Source organism: Exiguobacterium sp. s189 (assembly GCF_018617615.1).
Taxonomy (GTDB): domain Bacteria; phylum Bacillota; class Bacilli; order Exiguobacteriales; family Exiguobacteriaceae; genus Exiguobacterium; species Exiguobacterium aestuarii_A.
The window spans coordinates 105,094-122,125 of record NZ_JACSKM010000007.1 but is presented as its reverse complement, the minus strand read 5'-3'; the positions used below and the strand labels follow the sequence as shown (position 1 = coordinate 122,125).

21 protein-coding genes are annotated in these 17,032 nt (G+C 47.2%); 7 read left to right on the top strand and 14 right to left on the bottom strand.

Annotated elements, in window-relative coordinates:
* Nucleotides 1-38 precede the first annotated feature (38 nt).
* The 5 genes from KNO99_RS10395 to xerD form a co-directional block, all read right to left on the bottom strand.
* Nucleotides 39-479: a peptidylprolyl isomerase gene (locus KNO99_RS10395; RefSeq protein ID WP_074033238.1), complete on the bottom strand. Its 441-nt coding sequence runs from the start codon at nucleotides 477-479 to the stop codon at nucleotides 39-41.
* A gap of 127 nt (nucleotides 480-606) precedes the next feature.
* A complete protein-coding gene (locus KNO99_RS10390) occupies nucleotides 607-1,908 on the bottom strand; it encodes a pyrimidine-nucleoside phosphorylase (RefSeq protein ID WP_214748192.1) in 1,302 nt (433 codons plus the stop codon).
* Nucleotides 1,909-1,936: 28 nt separating this feature from the next.
* Nucleotides 1,937-2,746 (bottom strand): purine-nucleoside phosphorylase, encoded by an 810-nt coding sequence (locus KNO99_RS10385; RefSeq protein ID WP_214748190.1) that lies wholly within the window; start codon nucleotides 2,744-2,746, stop codon nucleotides 1,937-1,939.
* A 13-nt stretch (nucleotides 2,747-2,759) separates the two neighbouring features.
* Entirely contained in the window at nucleotides 2,760-3,926 is a 1,167-nt protein-coding gene (gene deoB, locus KNO99_RS10380) for a phosphopentomutase (protein ID WP_214748187.1), read from the bottom strand.
* Nucleotides 3,927-3,949: 23 nt separating this feature from the next.
* Nucleotides 3,950-4,834, bottom strand: a complete 885-nt coding sequence (gene xerD, locus KNO99_RS10375; RefSeq protein WP_214748184.1) for a site-specific tyrosine recombinase XerD — start codon at nucleotides 4,832-4,834, stop codon at nucleotides 3,950-3,952.
* Nucleotides 4,835-5,057: 223 nt separating this feature from the next.
* Between xerD and KNO99_RS10370 the strand changes: the two genes are divergently transcribed.
* Genes KNO99_RS10370 through KNO99_RS10355 form a run of 4 tightly spaced genes read left to right on the top strand, consistent with a single transcriptional unit; the run spans nucleotide 5,058 to nucleotide 8,471 of the window.
* Nucleotides 5,058-6,056 (top strand): ROK family protein, encoded by a 999-nt coding sequence (locus tag KNO99_RS10370; RefSeq protein ID WP_214748181.1) that lies wholly within the window; start codon nucleotides 5,058-5,060, stop codon nucleotides 6,054-6,056.
* Nucleotides 6,057-6,067: 11 nt separating this feature from the next.
* The gene (locus KNO99_RS10365) at nucleotides 6,068-7,222 is read left to right on the top strand and encodes an MFS transporter (RefSeq protein ID WP_214748178.1); all 1,155 of its coding nucleotides are present in this window, start codon (nucleotides 6,068-6,070) and stop codon (nucleotides 7,220-7,222) included.
* Nucleotides 7,223-7,233: 11 nt separating this feature from the next.
* Entirely contained in the window at nucleotides 7,234-7,614 is a 381-nt protein-coding gene (locus KNO99_RS10360; protein ID WP_214748176.1) for a VOC family protein, read from the top strand.
* Nucleotides 7,615-7,634: 20 nt separating this feature from the next.
* Nucleotides 7,635-8,471, top strand: a complete 837-nt coding sequence (locus KNO99_RS10355; protein ID WP_214748172.1) for a Cof-type HAD-IIB family hydrolase — start codon at nucleotides 7,635-7,637, stop codon at nucleotides 8,469-8,471.
* Between the two features lie 43 nt (nucleotides 8,472-8,514).
* On the opposite strand, the gene fur is transcribed toward KNO99_RS10355, so the two are convergent.
* Both fur and KNO99_RS10345 read right to left on the bottom strand, forming a co-directional pair.
* Nucleotides 8,515-8,994 (bottom strand): ferric iron uptake transcriptional regulator, encoded by a 480-nt coding sequence (fur, locus tag KNO99_RS10350; protein ID WP_012726507.1) that lies wholly within the window; start codon nucleotides 8,992-8,994, stop codon nucleotides 8,515-8,517.
* Between the two features lie 112 nt (nucleotides 8,995-9,106).
* Complete coding sequence (locus KNO99_RS10345) at nucleotides 9,107-9,637, bottom strand: NUDIX hydrolase (protein WP_214692812.1); 531 nt, start codon at nucleotides 9,635-9,637, stop codon at nucleotides 9,107-9,109.
* Nucleotides 9,638-9,709: 72 nt separating this feature from the next.
* On the opposite strand from KNO99_RS10345, the gene KNO99_RS10340 reads away from it, so the two are divergent.
* Nucleotides 9,710-10,540, top strand: a complete 831-nt coding sequence (locus tag KNO99_RS10340; protein ID WP_214748169.1) for an aldo/keto reductase — start codon at nucleotides 9,710-9,712, stop codon at nucleotides 10,538-10,540.
* A 6-nt stretch (nucleotides 10,541-10,546) separates the two neighbouring features.
* On the opposite strand, the gene KNO99_RS10335 is transcribed toward KNO99_RS10340, so the two are convergent.
* Nucleotides 10,547-11,089 (bottom strand): PadR family transcriptional regulator, encoded by a 543-nt coding sequence (locus tag KNO99_RS10335; protein WP_074033894.1) that lies wholly within the window; start codon nucleotides 11,087-11,089, stop codon nucleotides 10,547-10,549.
* Nucleotides 11,090-11,218: 129 nt separating this feature from the next.
* Between KNO99_RS10335 and KNO99_RS10330 the strand changes: the two genes are divergently transcribed.
* Both KNO99_RS10330 and KNO99_RS10325 read left to right on the top strand, forming a co-directional pair.
* Nucleotides 11,219-11,533, top strand: coding sequence for a thioredoxin family protein (locus tag KNO99_RS10330; protein WP_012726511.1), 315 nt, complete (start codon nucleotides 11,219-11,221; stop codon nucleotides 11,531-11,533).
* 102 nt (nucleotides 11,534-11,635) lie between these two features.
* Entirely contained in the window at nucleotides 11,636-11,989 is a 354-nt protein-coding gene (locus KNO99_RS10325; RefSeq protein WP_214748167.1) for an outer membrane protein assembly factor BamD, read from the top strand.
* A 16-nt stretch (nucleotides 11,990-12,005) separates the two neighbouring features.
* Here the strand turns inward: KNO99_RS10325 and KNO99_RS10320 are convergent, their stop codons facing one another.
* Genes KNO99_RS10320 through KNO99_RS10295 form a run of 6 tightly spaced genes read right to left on the bottom strand, consistent with a single transcriptional unit; the run spans nucleotide 12,006 to nucleotide 17,026 of the window.
* Nucleotides 12,006-12,932 (bottom strand): NAD(P)/FAD-dependent oxidoreductase, encoded by a 927-nt coding sequence (locus KNO99_RS10320; protein ID WP_214748164.1) that lies wholly within the window; start codon nucleotides 12,930-12,932, stop codon nucleotides 12,006-12,008.
* Nucleotides 12,929-13,510, bottom strand: coding sequence for a CDP-alcohol phosphatidyltransferase family protein (locus KNO99_RS10315; RefSeq protein ID WP_214692829.1), 582 nt, complete (start codon nucleotides 13,508-13,510; stop codon nucleotides 12,929-12,931). The genes KNO99_RS10320 and KNO99_RS10315 overlap by 4 nt, the downstream gene beginning before the upstream one ends.
* Complete coding sequence (locus tag KNO99_RS10310) at nucleotides 13,503-14,390, bottom strand: ABC transporter ATP-binding protein (RefSeq protein ID WP_214748161.1); 888 nt, start codon at nucleotides 14,388-14,390, stop codon at nucleotides 13,503-13,505. The genes KNO99_RS10315 and KNO99_RS10310 overlap by 8 nt, the downstream gene beginning before the upstream one ends.
* Nucleotides 14,387-15,094, bottom strand: coding sequence for an ABC transporter permease (locus KNO99_RS10305; RefSeq protein WP_214748158.1), 708 nt, complete (start codon nucleotides 15,092-15,094; stop codon nucleotides 14,387-14,389). The genes KNO99_RS10310 and KNO99_RS10305 overlap by 4 nt, the downstream gene beginning before the upstream one ends.
* Complete coding sequence (locus tag KNO99_RS10300) at nucleotides 15,091-15,864, bottom strand: ABC transporter permease (RefSeq protein ID WP_214748155.1); 774 nt, start codon at nucleotides 15,862-15,864, stop codon at nucleotides 15,091-15,093. Before KNO99_RS10300 ends, KNO99_RS10305 begins: the two co-directional genes overlap by 4 nt.
* On the bottom strand, nucleotides 15,851-17,026 hold the full coding sequence (locus KNO99_RS10295; protein WP_214748153.1) for an ABC transporter substrate-binding protein: 1,176 nt from the start codon (nucleotides 17,024-17,026) through the stop codon (nucleotides 15,851-15,853). Before KNO99_RS10295 ends, KNO99_RS10300 begins: the two co-directional genes overlap by 14 nt.
* Nucleotides 17,027-17,032: the final 6 nt, after the last annotated feature.

Sequence of the window (17,032 nt, the reverse complement as noted above, 5' to 3'; positions counted from 1 at the left end):
GAGACATGGTTCATTGTGCCATAACCTTCAGGCAATAATCAATTCTCGTCCCAAACCTTCACTTCTGCCATCTTCGTTCCTTGACGAAGTTTGACGGCATGTTCAAGACCAGATGTCACTTTACCGAAAACTGTATGGACGCCATCCAAGTGTGGTTGTGGCTCATGGACGATAAAGAACTGTGAAGACCCTGTGTTACGTCCTGCGTGTGCCATCGAGAGTGATCCCGCTTCGTGTTTGTGTGGGAAAGAAGTCGATGTCTCACATGGAATCGTATAACCAGCGCCACCCATTCCAGTACCATCCGGGCAACCGCCCTGGCTGACGAATCCAGGAATGACACGGTGGAATGTTAATCCGTTATAGAACCCGCTGTTCGCAAGTTTTTCAAAGTTTTCAACCGTGATTGGTGCCTCGTTGTGGAATAAATCAAATTCAATCATTTCGCCATTTTCAAGTTTCATAGAACCTTTTTTCATGTTTCAAGCAACCCCTTTATTTGAATATGTATCCTGCTGTTTTTCACTCACATTACCCATCTTATCAAAAAAACACGTCTGTCTCCACTTTTTTTGTGGAAACAGACGTTCTGCCTTATTGTCTACCTTATTGGATGACAGCGTGAACGAGTGGGCGAGCTTCTGGTTTCGTCGCACCAATTGTATACGCGTGATCTAAACGTTCGACAGCCGAAGACATGTCTTCCATGTTCGAGCGGAGCACGGCAATCACATCGCCCGCCTCGACACGGTCGCCAACTTTTTTCTCGAGCGTGATGCCCGCCGCGAAGTCGATCTTGTCTTCTTTCGTCGCACGACCTGCTCCGAGAAGCATCGCTGCGACACCGACTTCGTCTGCGATGATTGATTCGACATAACCTGCTTCTTTTGCGACGAATGTCGTCTCGTAGGAAGATTGTGGTAATTTTGTCACGTCATCGACGAGCGACGCGTCTCCACCTTGTGCTTCGACGAACTTGCGGAACACCTCGAGGGCATGACCGTCAGCAATTCGTTTTTCAAGGTCTGCATATGCTTCGTCAAACGTTGGATAGAAATCACCAAGAACAGCCATATGTCCTGCAATGGTGAGGGCGATTGTTTTCAAGTCTTCTACTTCCTTACCTGAAAGGACTTCAATCGCTTCTTTCACTTCGTTCGCGTTCCCGATTTCAAAGCCTAGCGGTTGGTCCATGTCGGTGATGACAGCGACCGTTTTACGACCGACGTTCTTCCCGATGGCGACCATTTCTTCTGCGAGTGCTTTCGCATCATCGAACGACTTCATGAACGCACCAGAACCCGTCTTGACGTCAAGGACGATACTGTCAGCTCCTGCTGCGATCTTTTTCGACATGATTGAACTCGCGATGAGTGGAATCGATTCAACGGTAGCCGTCACATCACGGAGGGCATAAAGACGTTTGTCAGCTGGCGTCAAGTTCCCCGTCTGACCGATAATCGACATCTTAATGTCGTTTACTTGTTTCGTGAATTGTTCTTCCGTCAATTCGACGTTAAAACCTGGGAACGATTCGAGTTTATCAATCGTACCACCCGTATGACCCAGACCACGGCCACTCATTTTCGCGACCGGGATCCCGATTGACGCGACGAGTGGTGCGACGATCAAGCTGATCTTGTCACCGACTCCGCCCGTTGAGTGCTTATCGACTTTCTTCCCTTCGATGTTCGAAAGATCAATCGTATCGCCCGACTTCACCATTTCCATCGTCAAGGCTGCTGTCTCGTTTTCAGTCATCCCGTTAAAATAGATGGCCATCGACAATGCCGACATCTGATAGTCAGGAATCGTTTCGTTCGTGAATCCTTCGACGACGAAGCGAATCTCCTCTTCGTTCAATTCTCCACCGTTACGTTTTTTCAAAATCAAATCGACCATACGCATAACTGTCGTCCTCCTAGAAATAAGTTACTTACATGCTTTTAATCGTGCCGCGCACGAGTGAAAGGAAGTCTTGACGGACACGTTCCGTCGTCTCGATGACTTCTTCATGGTTAAGTGGTTGATCTAAAATCCCTGCCGCCATGTTCGAGACACACGAAATCCCGAGGACGCGCATATCCGAGTGACGCGCAACGATGACTTCTGGTACCGTCGACATCCCGACGACGTCACCACCGAGAAGACGTGCCATTTTTACTTCTGCTGGTGTCTCGTATGTTGGGCCTGTGTTTCCGAAGTAGACCCCTTTTTGGACAGTGAGTCCGAGGTCAGAAGCGACGCGTTCTGTCAATTTCACGAGCTCTTTATCGTACGCTTCTGACATATCTGGGAAGCGAGTCCCGAATTCACTCGCATTCTTCCCGATGAGTGGGCTCGTCCCGAAGAAGTTGATGTGATCCGTGATGATCATCAAATCACCAGGGTTGAACGACTCGTTACACGCGCCCGCCGCGTTCGTGACGATGAGTGTCTCGACACCGATCAATTTGAGGACACGAACAGGGAACGTCACCTGTTCCATCGAGTATCCTTCATAGAAGTGGAACCGTCCCTGCATTGCGACGACGCGTTTTCCTTCAAGTTCTCCGAACACGAGTTGTCCCGCATGCCCTTCGACAGTTGATACTGGGAAGTGTGGAATCTCTTCATAAGGGATTGCAACCGGATTCTCAATTTCGTCCGCGAGGACTCCAAGGCCTGACCCGAGAATAAGTCCGATTTCTGGTGTATCGCCCATACGCTCCTGCAAAAACGCTTTTGTTTCATTCCAATTTACCATGAATATTGCCTCCTCAAATTTCGTTTAAGAAACTCTTTCCGTTTGATGGTGCCGCAACGTCAAAGTTGTCAGCCACTGTCGCACCGATATCTGCGAACGTACCTCGAATACCTAGATCAACTGCTTTCGCTCCAGTGTGATGCACGATGAGCGGTACATATTCACGCGTGTGGTCTGTACCAGCATGTACTGGGTCATTCCCGTGGTCTGCCGTGATGATGAGTAAGTCGTCTTCACGGAGACGCTCCATCACTTCAGGTAGACGGGCATCATATTCTTCAAGCGCGACGGCGTAGCCTTCCGGATCACGACGATGACCGAACAATGCGTCAAAGTCGACCAAGTTCAAGAAGCAAAGCCCTTCGAAATCTTCTTCGAGTGATTCGACCAACTTGTCCATCCCGTCCATATTCGATTTCGTACGGACCGCTTTCGTCACACCTTCACCGTCGTAGATATCACTGATTTTCCCGAGAGCGATGACATCTTTCCCAGCCTCTTCGAGCGTATTCATGACTGTCTTACCGAAAGGTTTGAGTGCGTAGTCATGGCGATTTGCCGTACGTACCCATGCACCCGGTGTGCCGATGAACGGACGGGCGATAATACGACCGAGCATATACGGGTCTTCACGTGTAATCTCACGCGCGTATTCACAAATTCGGTACAACTCGTCGATTGGCACGATGTCCTCGTGTGCTGCGATTTGGAGGACTGAATCCGCTGATGTATAGACAATCAATGCGCCCGTCTCGACATGCTCAGCACCGAGCTCGTCCAAGATTTCTGTACCTGATGCCGGCTTGTTTCCGATGACTTTACGGCCACTGAACTCTTCTAGACGATGAATCAAATCGTCCGGGAATTCTTCAAAAACACGGAACGGCGTCTCGATATGAAGACCCATGATTTCCCAATGCCCTGTCATCGTATCTTTACCAGCCGAGATTTCTTCCATGCGACCATATGCGCTCGGCGTCTCTGACACGTCGATTCCTTGAATCGGTTTAATGTTCGCGAGTCCGAGTTTCCCCATATTCGGCATGTTCAATCCGTTATGTTCACGAGCGATATGTCCGAGCGTATCGGCCCCTTTGTCACCGAACTGTTCAGCATCCGGTGCTTCACCGATACCGACCGAGTCCATGACCACTAAAAAAATACGTTTAAATTTTTTCACAAAAAATTCCTCCTTTTCGATGTCTAGGCACGAGGGTGATGCTTGCGATACACATCATGTAGCCGCGACTTATTGACGTGTGTATACACTTGCGTCGTCGCTAAATCCGCATGACCGAGCATTTGTTGAATGGCACGTAAGTCTGCGCCGTTCTCGAGTAAGTGTGTCGCAAAGGAATGACGGAGAACGTGAGGTGTGATCTCCTTATCAATTCCGGCAAGCTTGGCACGTCGTTTGATCATCTTCCAAAATCCTTGACGACTGAGCCGTCCACCTCTGCCGTTTAAAAAGAGCGCTTCGGTCTCTCTGCCGCCGAGTCCGTTTCGAGCTTGTTGAATATATCGCTCAACAAACCCTTGCGCGACCGACGAAACCGGAATGATTCGAGCGCGCTCGCCTTTCCCTTCACATTGTAGATACCCCAATTCGAACTGCAAATCATCCAAATCAAGACCTAAAAGTTCACTGACCCGCATTCCGGTCCCGTAAAGCAACTCGAGCATCGCACGGTCCCGAAGTGAGAGCGGGTCGGATGTCGGGACGCTATCTAAGAGACGCTCGACTTCCTGTTGCGACCAAGTATCCGGAAGTTGCTTTTCTGCTTTCGGCGTCTCTAGATACAGAGACGGATCAGTCGTCGTGACCCCGGTCATTTTTAGATGATGATGGAACATCCGGATTGAACTGACAGCTCGTCTCAAAGAAGACGAAGCACGTCCCGCCTGTGACAGTTCTTCGATATGCTTTACGATATGAGAACGTGTCACGTCGTTCCAATCTTTCACCCCCAACTGGTTTAAGGTCGATGCGTATTGCGTCAAGTCGCTCGCATACGCCTGTCTCGTGTTGGCGGACATCCGCTTTTCAACCGTCATGTACTGAAGAAATGACTCGATATGCGAACGCATCATACCCTCCTCCTTCCTCGTTTCACCTGAATACGCTTACAGCATATCACTTATGTAAACTGTTGTGAAGATGTCTGACCTCATTTTTTAATCACTTTTTTGTGAACATAAAAGGTGATGTGTCATTGTTCTATTTTTTAATTTTTCTGGCATATTCCAATTCGGAACGATATACTACAAATGACTTATTAAAATATTTTAAAAAGTAGACTGGAGTGTGGTCGTGTTGAAAGATCCACAACATGAATTACTAGTTGATATCCGAAAGCAGATGGCTCTGTATAGCGTATCGACAATCTCTGAATTGAGTAAAGTCACACACGTTTCATTCCCTACCATCAAAAAGATGATCGATGACATGATTGTACGTGGGGAAGTCATCGAACACGGTCAGAAGGCGCCAGAAGGTGGGCGCCCTGCAAAAAGTTATGGGTATAATCCTGAATTCCGTCACTGTTTGACGTTATATATCGAAGCGAGAGAGATTCGCTACCGCTTGATTGACTGTCAACATCAGATTGTAGAAGATGGAGTGTCCCTAGTCACCGACAGTCATTTAGAAGCATTAGGAGAACTAGTTGATCCGTTTATTGAGGACAAGACAAAAATCGGAGCGATTTCTGTCGGAGTCGCCGCTGCTGTAGACATGGGTCGGATTGTTTTCGCCCCAGAATACCCGTCGCTTGCGCACCTAGATTTAAAACACTGGTTGATGGAACGAACAGGACTTCCCGTCGTCATTGAAAATGATATGAATGCCGCCGTTTATGGATTTTCTAAACGAGATGAGACGACAACACATCAGTCCATCGTCTATCTCGGTCTCGGGAAGAATGGTCCTGGTGCTGGTATCTTGTTCGATGGACACGTCGCTCGTGGACAATCCGGGTTTAGTGGAGAAGTTTCATTTCTTCCGCTTTATGATGATGCATCGTTTTATGACCGTATTAAAGATAAGCCTTATGGACCAAACGTTCTGAAGAAAGAAGAAATTGATGCATTGGGACGTCTCGTCGCTACGTTTGCTGCGACACTCAACCCCCACGCATTTATTTTCTCAGATGTCGATCTCGTTCAAGAGGATTTGCTTCACATTAACCGTGCCTGCGAACGATACCTTCCCTCCCGTCACATTCCCGTCCTTCGAATCGGGCAATGGGAGGAAGATTATTTTTCGGGACTGGCCCGACTCGGCATTGAATTGACGCTCGAAACCATATAACGAGGTGACATATGACGATTTTATTATTGGCTGTAATTTATATCGCGTTTATCAGCCTCGGTCTCCCGGATGCTCTGCTCGGTGTCGGTTGGCCACTCATGCATCAAGAGTTTTCAGCCCCATTATCGATGGTCGGTTGGATTTTCATGACAATTGCTGGCGGAACGATTCTGTCGAGTATACTCAGCGGCAAACTATTAGAGCACTTTGACACGAAACAAGTCACATTCGGTTCAACGCTACTAACCGCGCTCTGTCTGTTCGGTTTCTATTGGGCGCCTTCAATTGGTTGTCTGTTCGCATTAGCCATTCCGCTTGGTTTAGGGGCAGGTGCCGTCGATGCCGCACTGAATCATTACGTTGCAGAACACTACGAAGCACATCATATGAATTGGTTACACTGTTTTTGGGGGATTGGCGCAACCGGTGGACCACTCGTAATGGCGGGAGTGTTGACGGAGAATGGATGGCGTGACGGCTATTTGATCATCGCTGCAGTTCAGTTCGGTTTGGCCCTCGTGTTATTGCTGTCCTTTCCACTCTGGAAACAGAAAGGTCAGTCAATTACACACCATCAAGAAACAGCCGTCACGACGCTCGAACGCAAGTGGCCACTTGGAATTTCTTATGCATTGGTCACGTTTTTACTTTATTGCGGGGTCGAAGCATTGATTGGCTTATGGACAAGTAGTTACCTCGTGCAGACGAAACAATTTTCGATCGCGACGGCTGCGGCATGGGTGTCAATCTATTACGGTAGTATCACGCTCGGGCGATTCGTGAGCGGGTTTCTCTCATTCCGTTTCACAAACAAACAGATGATTCGGATGGGACAATCGCTTGCCCTTCTCGGTAGTATTTTCTTTTTCATCCCGACATCCGCGACGATGTTAGTCGGCTTGATATTGATTGGATTCGGATTGGCTCCGATTTATCCGAGTATGCTTCACGATACACCGAACCGGTTCGGGTCTGCCCAATCAAAACGATTGATGGGTTTCCAAATGGCATTCGCTTACACCGGAAGTACGTTTTTACCACCATTGTTTGGTTTGCTCGTCTCTCAAACGTCACTTGACTTCCTGCCACTCGTGACAGTCATGATCATGATGGGGATGCTTTTTAGTACAGAGCGATTGAATCAAAGGATTAGACGAACAACATAGGAGGAGCCTACATGAGAATTGAGCATATTGCGCTTTGGGTCGAAGATCTTGAGAACATGCGCATGTTTTATGAGACCTACTTCGACGCCCAATCGAATGAGAAATATGAAAATCCACCGAAGCGATTTGAATCGTATTTTTTGACGTTTCCTGATTCAAGTTGCCGAATCGAATTGATGCACCGACCAGATCTTGTGAAGCATACGAAAGAAATGATCGGATATGCCCACATCGCCTTCTCACTCGGAAGTAAGCAAGCGGTAGATACGTTGACGGAGCGGCTTCGACTCGACGGATACACACACGTGGACGGCCCACGGATGACCGGGGATGGCTATTACGAAAGTGTCTGTCTCGATCCAGAAGGAAATAATATCGAGTTGACCATCTAATTTGAAAAGGAGCGAACAATATGATTCAGGCTATTTTACTTGATTTAGACGGAACGCTGTTGAATGACCAGAAATTGGTTACCGAACAGACGAAGCGCACGCTCATGGCATTACAACGACAAGGTGTCAAAGTCGTTCTTGCCTCTGGCCGTCCGAAACGAGGGATGTTGCCCTATGCCGAAGAGTTGAGACTAAACGAGTACAACGGGCTGATTGTTTCTTCAAATGGAGCTTGTGTCACGGACGCTACGACAGGCGATACGTTGTTTGAACAAGCGATGCAAATCGAGGATGTTCGCTCAATTTTAAAGCATTTAGAGAATTTCGACGTCATTCCGATGATTAACGATGAAACGTATATGTATGTAAAAGATGTATTTGCCGGAATGATTGAGATGAACGGACAACTCGTTAACATCATCGAATACGAGTCGAGAGGCGGAAGATTTCAACTACGCGAAGAGCCGAATTTAAGAGACATCATCGAGTTCCCTGTTCATAAAATCCTCGTCGCAGGTCAACCTGATTATTTACAAGAAGTTGCTTCTGCCATGAAAGCCCCTTTTGACGATCGGGTCACGAGTATGTTTACGGCAGCGATGTATTATGAATTCACCGATTTAGGAATCGATAAAGCGAAAGCGCTTCGTCACGTCTTTGAAGAGTTGTCGATTGACCGTGAACAGGTCATTGCTTTCGGGGATGGTCATAACGACCGTTCAATCATTGAGTACGCAGGAATCGGAATTGCCATGGGAAATGCAGTCGAGGCACTGATTGACATAGCGAGTGAAGTCACAACATCAAACAATGAAGACGGGATTTCAAGAGTTCTTGAACGATACATTACTCATTGAAAAAAGGACAGATGACCCGATTGGGCCGTCTGTCCTTCATCTTTTAACCGTTGATCACTGCTTTATGACCTTCGAGCGTGACGCCTTTTGCTTGGCATACTTTACAGATGCCGTGAAACGTCAAGCGATGGTCTTTAATGAGAAATTCGTATTTGCTCTCGACTTTTTTCTCGACATCGACGAGCAAGTCTTCCATGATTTCTTCGACCGAGCCGCATTCGACACAGACGAGATGGTGGTGCGAATGATTCGCCCCTTCTGGACGCAAATCAAAGCGTGCGACCCCATCACCGAAGTTGACTTTATCGACAACACCGAGTTCAGTCAATAACTCAAGTGTGCGATACACCGTTGCGAGTCCGATTTCCGGTGCGATGCTCTTGACGAGCATAAAGACGTTCTCGGCACTCAAATGGTCACTCTCATTCTCAAGTAAGATGCGAACCGTCGATTCACGTTGCGGTGTCAATTTATATCCTTTGGCGCTCAATTGCTGTTTAATTCGTTCAATTCGCGTTTCCATAAGGCGCCCCCTCTTTACATAGTTCACTACACAAAGCATACCGAAGTTTTAATCAATTTTCAATTTAAAATCATTACTATGTAAGTTTACCATATAAAATTTCAGATTAGAATTATTTCAATCTAGATAATTGCCACCATTGTATCGCCATGATTGTCTTCGCATCGGTGATGACACCTCTGTCTAACAAATCAACCGCCTCTTCAAAAGAATATCGTTTCACGTTTAAAAACTCATCTTCGTCAAGGTTCATCTCACCCGCTGATAATCCTTTCGCGACAAACACATCGACTCGCTCACTGCAAAAACCCGGGGCTCCGTAGAAAGAGAAAATCTTTTCGAGCGACTCCGCCGTATATCCGGTTTCTTCAGCTAACTCACGTTCGGCACTCGATACCGGTTCTTCCCCTTTTTCAAGTTTGCCTGCTGGGATTTCAAGCGACATCGATTCAAACGCTTTTCGATACTGCTCTACCATGACAATTTTGTCCGATTCATCGATGACGAGCACGGCAACAGCACCATTGTGATAGACGAGTTCGCGCACAGACGTGTTTCCATTCGGAAGGGAGACGACATGCTTTTCCACATCGAAAATCTTACCTTCGTAGATGACTTCCCGCTCAATCGTTTTTTCTTCCATATGATTACTCCTCACTTTTCGATATACTCTGATTATGAGTCAAACCAACATTTCGAACAAGGAGGAATCCATATGAGTGAACTCGGACTCGGAACGATGACCATTTTGAAACATGGAGAAATTGAGGCAAAGAAGATCCTCGAGACGGCCATTCAATCGGGGATTCGCCATATCGATACAGCAGATGTCTATGCACGACAAGCTGTCGAGCGCGTAATCGGGGAAACGTTAGGTCAGGAACGAAAACAACTCTTTTTAGCGAGTAAAGGTGGAAACGAACTGACTGAAGACGGGATGCGTTGGAATCCTAATCCGTCGTACTTAGAGGAAGCGTTACACGGATCGCTCGAACGATTACAAACCGATTATCTAGATTTATATTATATTCACGGTGGTACGCTCGAGGACGATCTCGACGCAACGATTGAATGGGCGCAAAAACAAAAGCGTGACGGTCTCATCCGACAAATTGGACTCTCGTCCATTCGACCGAACGTCATCAAACATTGGGTCGCTTCTGGAGCTCTCGATGTGCTCATGACGCCGTATTCCCTTCTTGACCGACGACCAGAGACGCTTGATTTGTCGATTCCAATCGTTGGACGTGGTGTTCTTGCCAAAGGATTACTGACGGATGAATGGGAGACACGACTCGGGGATAAAGGATTTGAGTCGTGGCGAAAAGAGGAACTTGCCAGTGAATTGGTGATGATGCCTAATCCGATTCAGGCGTATGCACTCGAAGCCGCTAAGCGGTTCTGTGACGTCGTCTTACCGGGTGCCTCTTCAGTGAAGCAATTGAACGAGACGATTCGCGCGTACGAGACTAAAATCGATGAAGAAGCGCTTGACCGACTACTCGCCCGTCTGCCAATCCATCCTTATACAAAACACGTAACCTGAACTGTTTCAGGTCACGTGTTTTTCATTACGCGCTTTAATCTGTTCGATTGCCCAGTCTGCCCATCCGGCATAGTTTTCCATCATCCGAATCGCGTATTCACTCGTCAATAAATAACCGAGCGTATCTTCATCAGATTGATGTTCTTCCTGAAACATCCGAATTTGTTGGGCAACTTGTTCGTGATGGGCTTTTGTCTCTTCAATATATCGGACCGCTTCTTCGACTGGAAGCAATTGAAGCAAACTGACTCGCAAAAGGTTCTCATCTTTCATTTTTGGTTGAAACGATGTCGGTTGACGTAGCCAGTTGATCAACTCCTCACGTCCTTGGTCCGTGATCGAGTAGATTTTCTTATCTGGCAACTCCTGTTGCGAAATATGCTCCGCTGAGACGAGATCATCTTCTTCCATCTTTAACAGTTCCCGATAAATCTGTGTATGGTGTGCGTTCCAAAAATGAATCATCTGCGCCTTGAACGTCGCGTTCAGGGCATACCCGGTCGCAGGCTGATGGGTCAATAACCCGAGCAATGCGTGACGTAACGCCATATCCATCACCTTTTCCTTATCATGCTATTTTTATAAGTGTATCACATTCTTCAATGAATTCGAGAATGCCAATCTGTTGACGACTCGTTTAAAACCCGACAAAATAGATAGAAGAAAGGAGAGTTGTCTATGCAACCGATTCATTCATCACAACAATTTGACGAAGCCACAAAAGATCATGGAATGGTAGTCTTCACCACGTCATGGTGCCCGGACTGCAAACGTCTCGACATGTATGTCGACGAGCTCGTCAAAGACTATCCACAGTTTAACTGGCATGTCGTCGACCGCGACGAACTACCAGAATTATCTGATGCTCAAGAAGTTCGCGGCATCCCTTCACTTCTCTATTATAAAGACGGGGTAAAACAAGAACACCTCCACTCGGCAAACGCCAAGACGGAGATGCAAATTCGTTCATTCCTCGATACGATTCAAGCATAACCTGATTCCTGCAGACCTATCGGCTGCAGGATTTTTTTGTACACGCTTATGTCATCTTCGTCTATACTGTAAGAAATAACCAAACAGGAAAGGAGAATGATCATGATTCGAGCTCGCCTTTTTACTGCACTTTGTTTCTCTATCTTCATGTTAGTCGGCTGTACACAATCATCCACCTCATCACCTATACCACCGGATGATGAGAAAGTCATCATAAATCATGCAATTGAATATATAAACAATATGGATTGGCTACCAACCGACGAAGATGGCAAACAGGCCACGATTCAATCCATCACAGTCGACGATCGTTTTGAATTAATTGATTCACGCTTCGAAGGAACACGCGCCTGGCTCGTCACGTTTCCTTCTGATTCACAGCGCACGATCGAGATTTCACAAGTGCTCGTTGAATCAGAATCGAATGAAGTGATTGGCTATTTGCCGAGCGAATGAAGATTTAGACATCCGACTACTTGTAGTGCCGAACATATCGCGAGTCAATGAAACGCTTCACGTAATACGGAAGTCGTCCATGCCACGTGAACTGTCCAAATGTCAGCAAGGCACGACCTGGTGTCGTCAATAGTATATTCATCGATTGACGTCTTCGAAATGGTTGACTCGTCTCACCGAGTAAGCGCTTGGCGACAAAGCGCCCCGATCTGACGGCATCGACGCCTCCATTTAAGCAGGATGCCATATCTCCTGTTATATATATATTCGTAAACTGATGATGACGTAAATATTCATCCGTCGCTATAAATCTGTCAGGTTTTGCAAGCCCGGATTCAGCCCACCATTCTACGGAAACAACGCCCGTCGCATCTAGCAGAAGCCCCTCCGATGCGTCATCTTGAAACTGTTGTTTCACGACCATAATGCCTGATTTGACTAAAAGACGTTCAATTTGTTTCTGTCTATGGAGCGGCACGTCTGGCAAAATCTTTTTTGCATACAGCGTCACATTTTTCGTCCGAGCGCATATAAACGCCAATTCTACACCGGCCTTGCCCCCACCGACAATCGTCACTACCGGACTCGAATCGATACGGTCAAGTAAAGCTTGTGACATCGGTTTAAGCGGTGTCCCAATGCCTCTACTCTTTGCACCAGTCGCCAGCACAAGTTGATCGTAGTGAAACAAGCCCTGTTCCGTTTGAACGGTTTGCTGATGAGGGTCAATTGAGATAACCCGTTCTGCGACCGGCTCAAGTCGTGGCAATTGGACTGTCGCGGAGTTCATGAGCCCGGCAATCACTTGTGGGAAGGCACCTGTATACACCGTCTGACGTCCTCCGATGAATTGAACTTCGTAATGCTCTCGAATCTCATCAAGACGGTCCAAAATTTCAAGCTGACCGTGACCGAGTCCTGCCAAAACCAATACTGGTTTCATCGCAAAATTCTCCGCGCCTCGATGAATCGTTGCGTGATTGTCATCACTTCAAGTACTAAAAAGATGAGCGCAATCACACCGACCCAGTTCGGGAAGAGAATCATCAATGTGAACAAGATGAAGCATTCCGTTCGTTCAATGATTCCAGGCTGATAATAAAATGTCTTCTCTGATCGCCTTGAACTACTTGCACCGACAGCCAAAAATAGCGTCATCGCAATGACAAATGATCCAATCAATATGAGAAAGATTGGCATGTATTCCGGATAGCGAAGTGCGAGGGCAATCACGACCGACAATTCGACGAACCGGTCCAAGACGAGGTCGAGCACCGTTCCAAAACCAGTCGTTTTGGATTTTCGTGCCATCGTTCCATCCAAGACATCAAACAAACCAGATAGCCACAATAAGATAACGGCCGTCCAGTGCATGTCATTATAAATAAAGATTCCTGTCGAAACCCCTATGATTCCGCCTAAAATGGTTACTTCATTCGGTGTGAAGTTCCATTTGAGCAGTCGATTCGCCCCCCGTTCAATGACAGGTTGGACGTAACGACTCCCGTACGTATCAAGCATGGTATTCCTCCTTTCGTTTGATTCGATATGTCATTCCGATTTGAAACCATTCATGCGTCGGTAACATGACCGACCTCTCATCCTCGAAATGATATTCTCCAAAGCACTGACCGAACCGATAAATTTTCTTCATCAGTTGCACCGGTTCACCAATCGTTTCGGATATTTCCACCTCGGTCAATGGTCGAAGTTCACCATCGAGCATGACAAAATCTCCGAATCCAGGTGCGGAGTCATACAATTCCTCTACGGTCCCTGTCTGCGTCACCTTGCCAGCTTCAAGCAGTGTCACTCGATCTGCCATGAGCATCGCCTCTTCTCGGTCATGGGTGACCAATACTGCCGTGAGGCCGAGCTCTTTGACTAAGTCACGGATGAAACGTTGCAAATCAAGTTTTAGCTTCGGGTCAAGGTTTGTGAACGGTTCATCTAATAACAGAAGTTCCGGTTCTGCTGCTAGAGCCCGGGCAAGGCTCACGCGTTGCTGTTCGCCACCAGATAGTTCGTGTATTTCAGCATCGTACCGGTCAGCGAGGCGAACGACTTGTAACCAATGTTCTGCTTGTTTACGTGAACGCCCACGTGTCGCGAGTGTGACGTTCTCCCCTACCGTCAGATGTGGGAATAACAATGCAGTCTGCGATAGCATCGTAACGCGACGTTTATGGGCAGGAATGTTGTTTAAGGAGCGATGATTCCACCATACATCACCTCCATCAGCCGTCTCGAGACCTGCGATGATTCGGAGAATTGTTGATTTCCCTGAGCCGCTCACCCCGACGATTGCATGAATGTCATGAGGTGCAACCTTAAAATGAACACCATCCAATATGTGTCTTGATCCAAATTGTTTACGTAAATCGTGTACATTCAAACTCATTGTAGACGTCCTTTCAGCATACGCACCATCCACCGATTCCATCCGGAAAGCAAAAAATAGATGACTACGGGGAATAAAATGAGCATCCATGTGTTCGAGAGCGCGAGACTCCTATTGTTTCCCGCGTAAGATTGATACAATTCTGTCGTCACCGTCGGGATCAATCCTGCACCAATCAGCTGAATGAGTGCGAATTGACTGAGTAAAATGACGGTCGTGAATAACGCGATAGTTCGCATCGTTCTAGAGAAGAGAGGATACAGTACATAGACGACTCGTCGACTCATTGGCAATAGTCGGGCCTGTTCTAAAAGTGGACGACCGATGACCGCCATTCCGTTATAAGCGAGACGGATTGAATATGGAATCGTCACGACGAGCAAGGCGATTATGACTCCGATATAAGTCCCGATTAGCCCAACTTCAGCTAAGATCAGATAAAGCCCAAACAGTGTGGCAAGCATCGGAATGAACAACGGTAAAAACACGAGCCATTCTATGACACTTTTCCATCTTGATTCTGTCCATAAGAGCCACCAGGCAAATGTCGTTGCGAGCCACACATTGATGCCAGATAGAATAATAGTTAATCCAACCGTATGAACAATAGACTCAACATTCCCGATTTCCATTGACGGAGCGACTAAAAATAAACTGACGAACGGGAGTAACGCAATAAGTAGGATGAATCCTTGACGAATCATCGCCTTACCCCCCGTTCAATCCGTCGTCGAACGGATGCGGTCATCACGTAAGACACACATACACCGAATCCGACAAAACATGTCCAAATAAGGGCGACGGCATACGGTTCTGTCGCCTCCAAATAGAGTCCCGTAGAGAGTCGTTCGTATGCGAGGACACCGATTAGTTTCGGATAGGTCACACCGAGCAGTGCCGGAACCTCATACGCAAATGAAATAAAAGCAATTAAAATCCAGGTCGAGTCGAGCAACGGTTTAATCAAGAACGGGAACTCTGCATGTTTGAACTGTGCATAGGGAGAAAGTTGCAGCGTTTTCGCCGTTTCTACGTAACCCCGATTCAATTGTTCGTACGTTCCAATCATCATTAAGAAGACAAACGGTGTCTCCTTCCATATGTATGTCAGGATGACCGTCACATAATCTCGCTCGTTCGACTCAATCCCCCAAAAACCATTGGACCCACTAAATAATAGCCAAAACAAATACGCCGCTGCGATGTGTGGGACGAACATTGGGATTTTCAAGACAGTCGATGTGAATCGCCATCTTTGTTTTACAACCGTTCGTGCAACCCACGTTCCGAAGAAGAGTGATAGGATGGTTGACACACTGACGACATAAAGCGTCGTGAACAAACTATCTCGCCACGTTTCGTCCGTCAACAGTGCGCCCCAATCCGTCCCGAGTGCCTCCATTCCTAGAAAAAGGAGGGCAGCGAGCGGCAAAAAAGATACGAGAATCGTTAATGCGACACTACTTCGCAACACGCGGCCACTCCTCGCGTACGACATCAATGATGTTCGGCCCGTAATCTGGAATCGAGCGTTCGAGCAACTGTTCCGGATTCGGATACGTCACGCCGTCTCCTAGCTCTTCGAAGGCTTGTTGGTCGTTTGCATCAAGTTTTGTCAAATCGAGTGATGTCCCATCTCCCCAGTAATCAGGACCTTGTTTCACGAGCTGAGCTTCAGGCGATAACAGTTCTTGAATGAGGACGAGCGCCCCATCTGGATTTGGTGCATTGAAGGGGATGGCCAAGAAGTGCGTCGAGGCAATCGAGTGACCTAAGAGAAGTGCACGTGTCTCTTTCGGGAAAATGCCTTCTTTCACTTCCGCTTCGGCTCGACGTTCATTGAAGCCCATCGTCATCCACACTTCACCAGATGCATAGAGTTGATCGAGTTGTTCAAGCGTCTTCGGATACGTCTGTCCTTCTTTCCATAAATTCGGGGACCACGCTTTCAAATCATCCCAGAACGACTCTTCAACGTTCGCATTTTTGTTCAATTCGTCACCGTAGCGCTCAAATAAAAGATGGCGGACAAAAGCATTTCCGGTGAAATCTGTGACTTCAGGATACGTGAAACGACCTGGATTGTCTTCGGTCCAGCGACGTAATTCCTCAAACGATTCAGGAGGATTGTCTACTTTCGCTGCATCATAATGCAAGATAAACTGTACATTTCCCCAAGCGAGTTCCAAGTCATCTGTCGGTGTACCGGCATCTGATTGTTGAGCCGTTTCATTTAATAATGTTGCGTTTGGGACACGCTCCATCAGTCCATCCCGAAGGAGTCCTGCTTCTTTCGCATTTCGGAAATTATCGCCGTTAATCCAGACGACGTCGATTGTTCCGACCTGTCTGTCCGCTTTTTTGTCGAGCGATAGCTGACGTACGAATTCTGCCGTATCCATCGCGACACGATTTAATTCGACATCGTAAGATTCCTTAAGCCGGGGTGCCACATAGTCATCAATATAGCTATTGATTCCTTCGTCCCCACCCCACATATATAAGTTGACGGTCGACCCTTCCGCTGACTCAGCCGCAGCTTCAAATGAGTCCGAAAACTCAACTGCCTCTTCATTCCCACATGCTGCAACGAATGTGAGCATAAACGTTACGAGCAATACTCTCCATTTCTTCATCGTTCT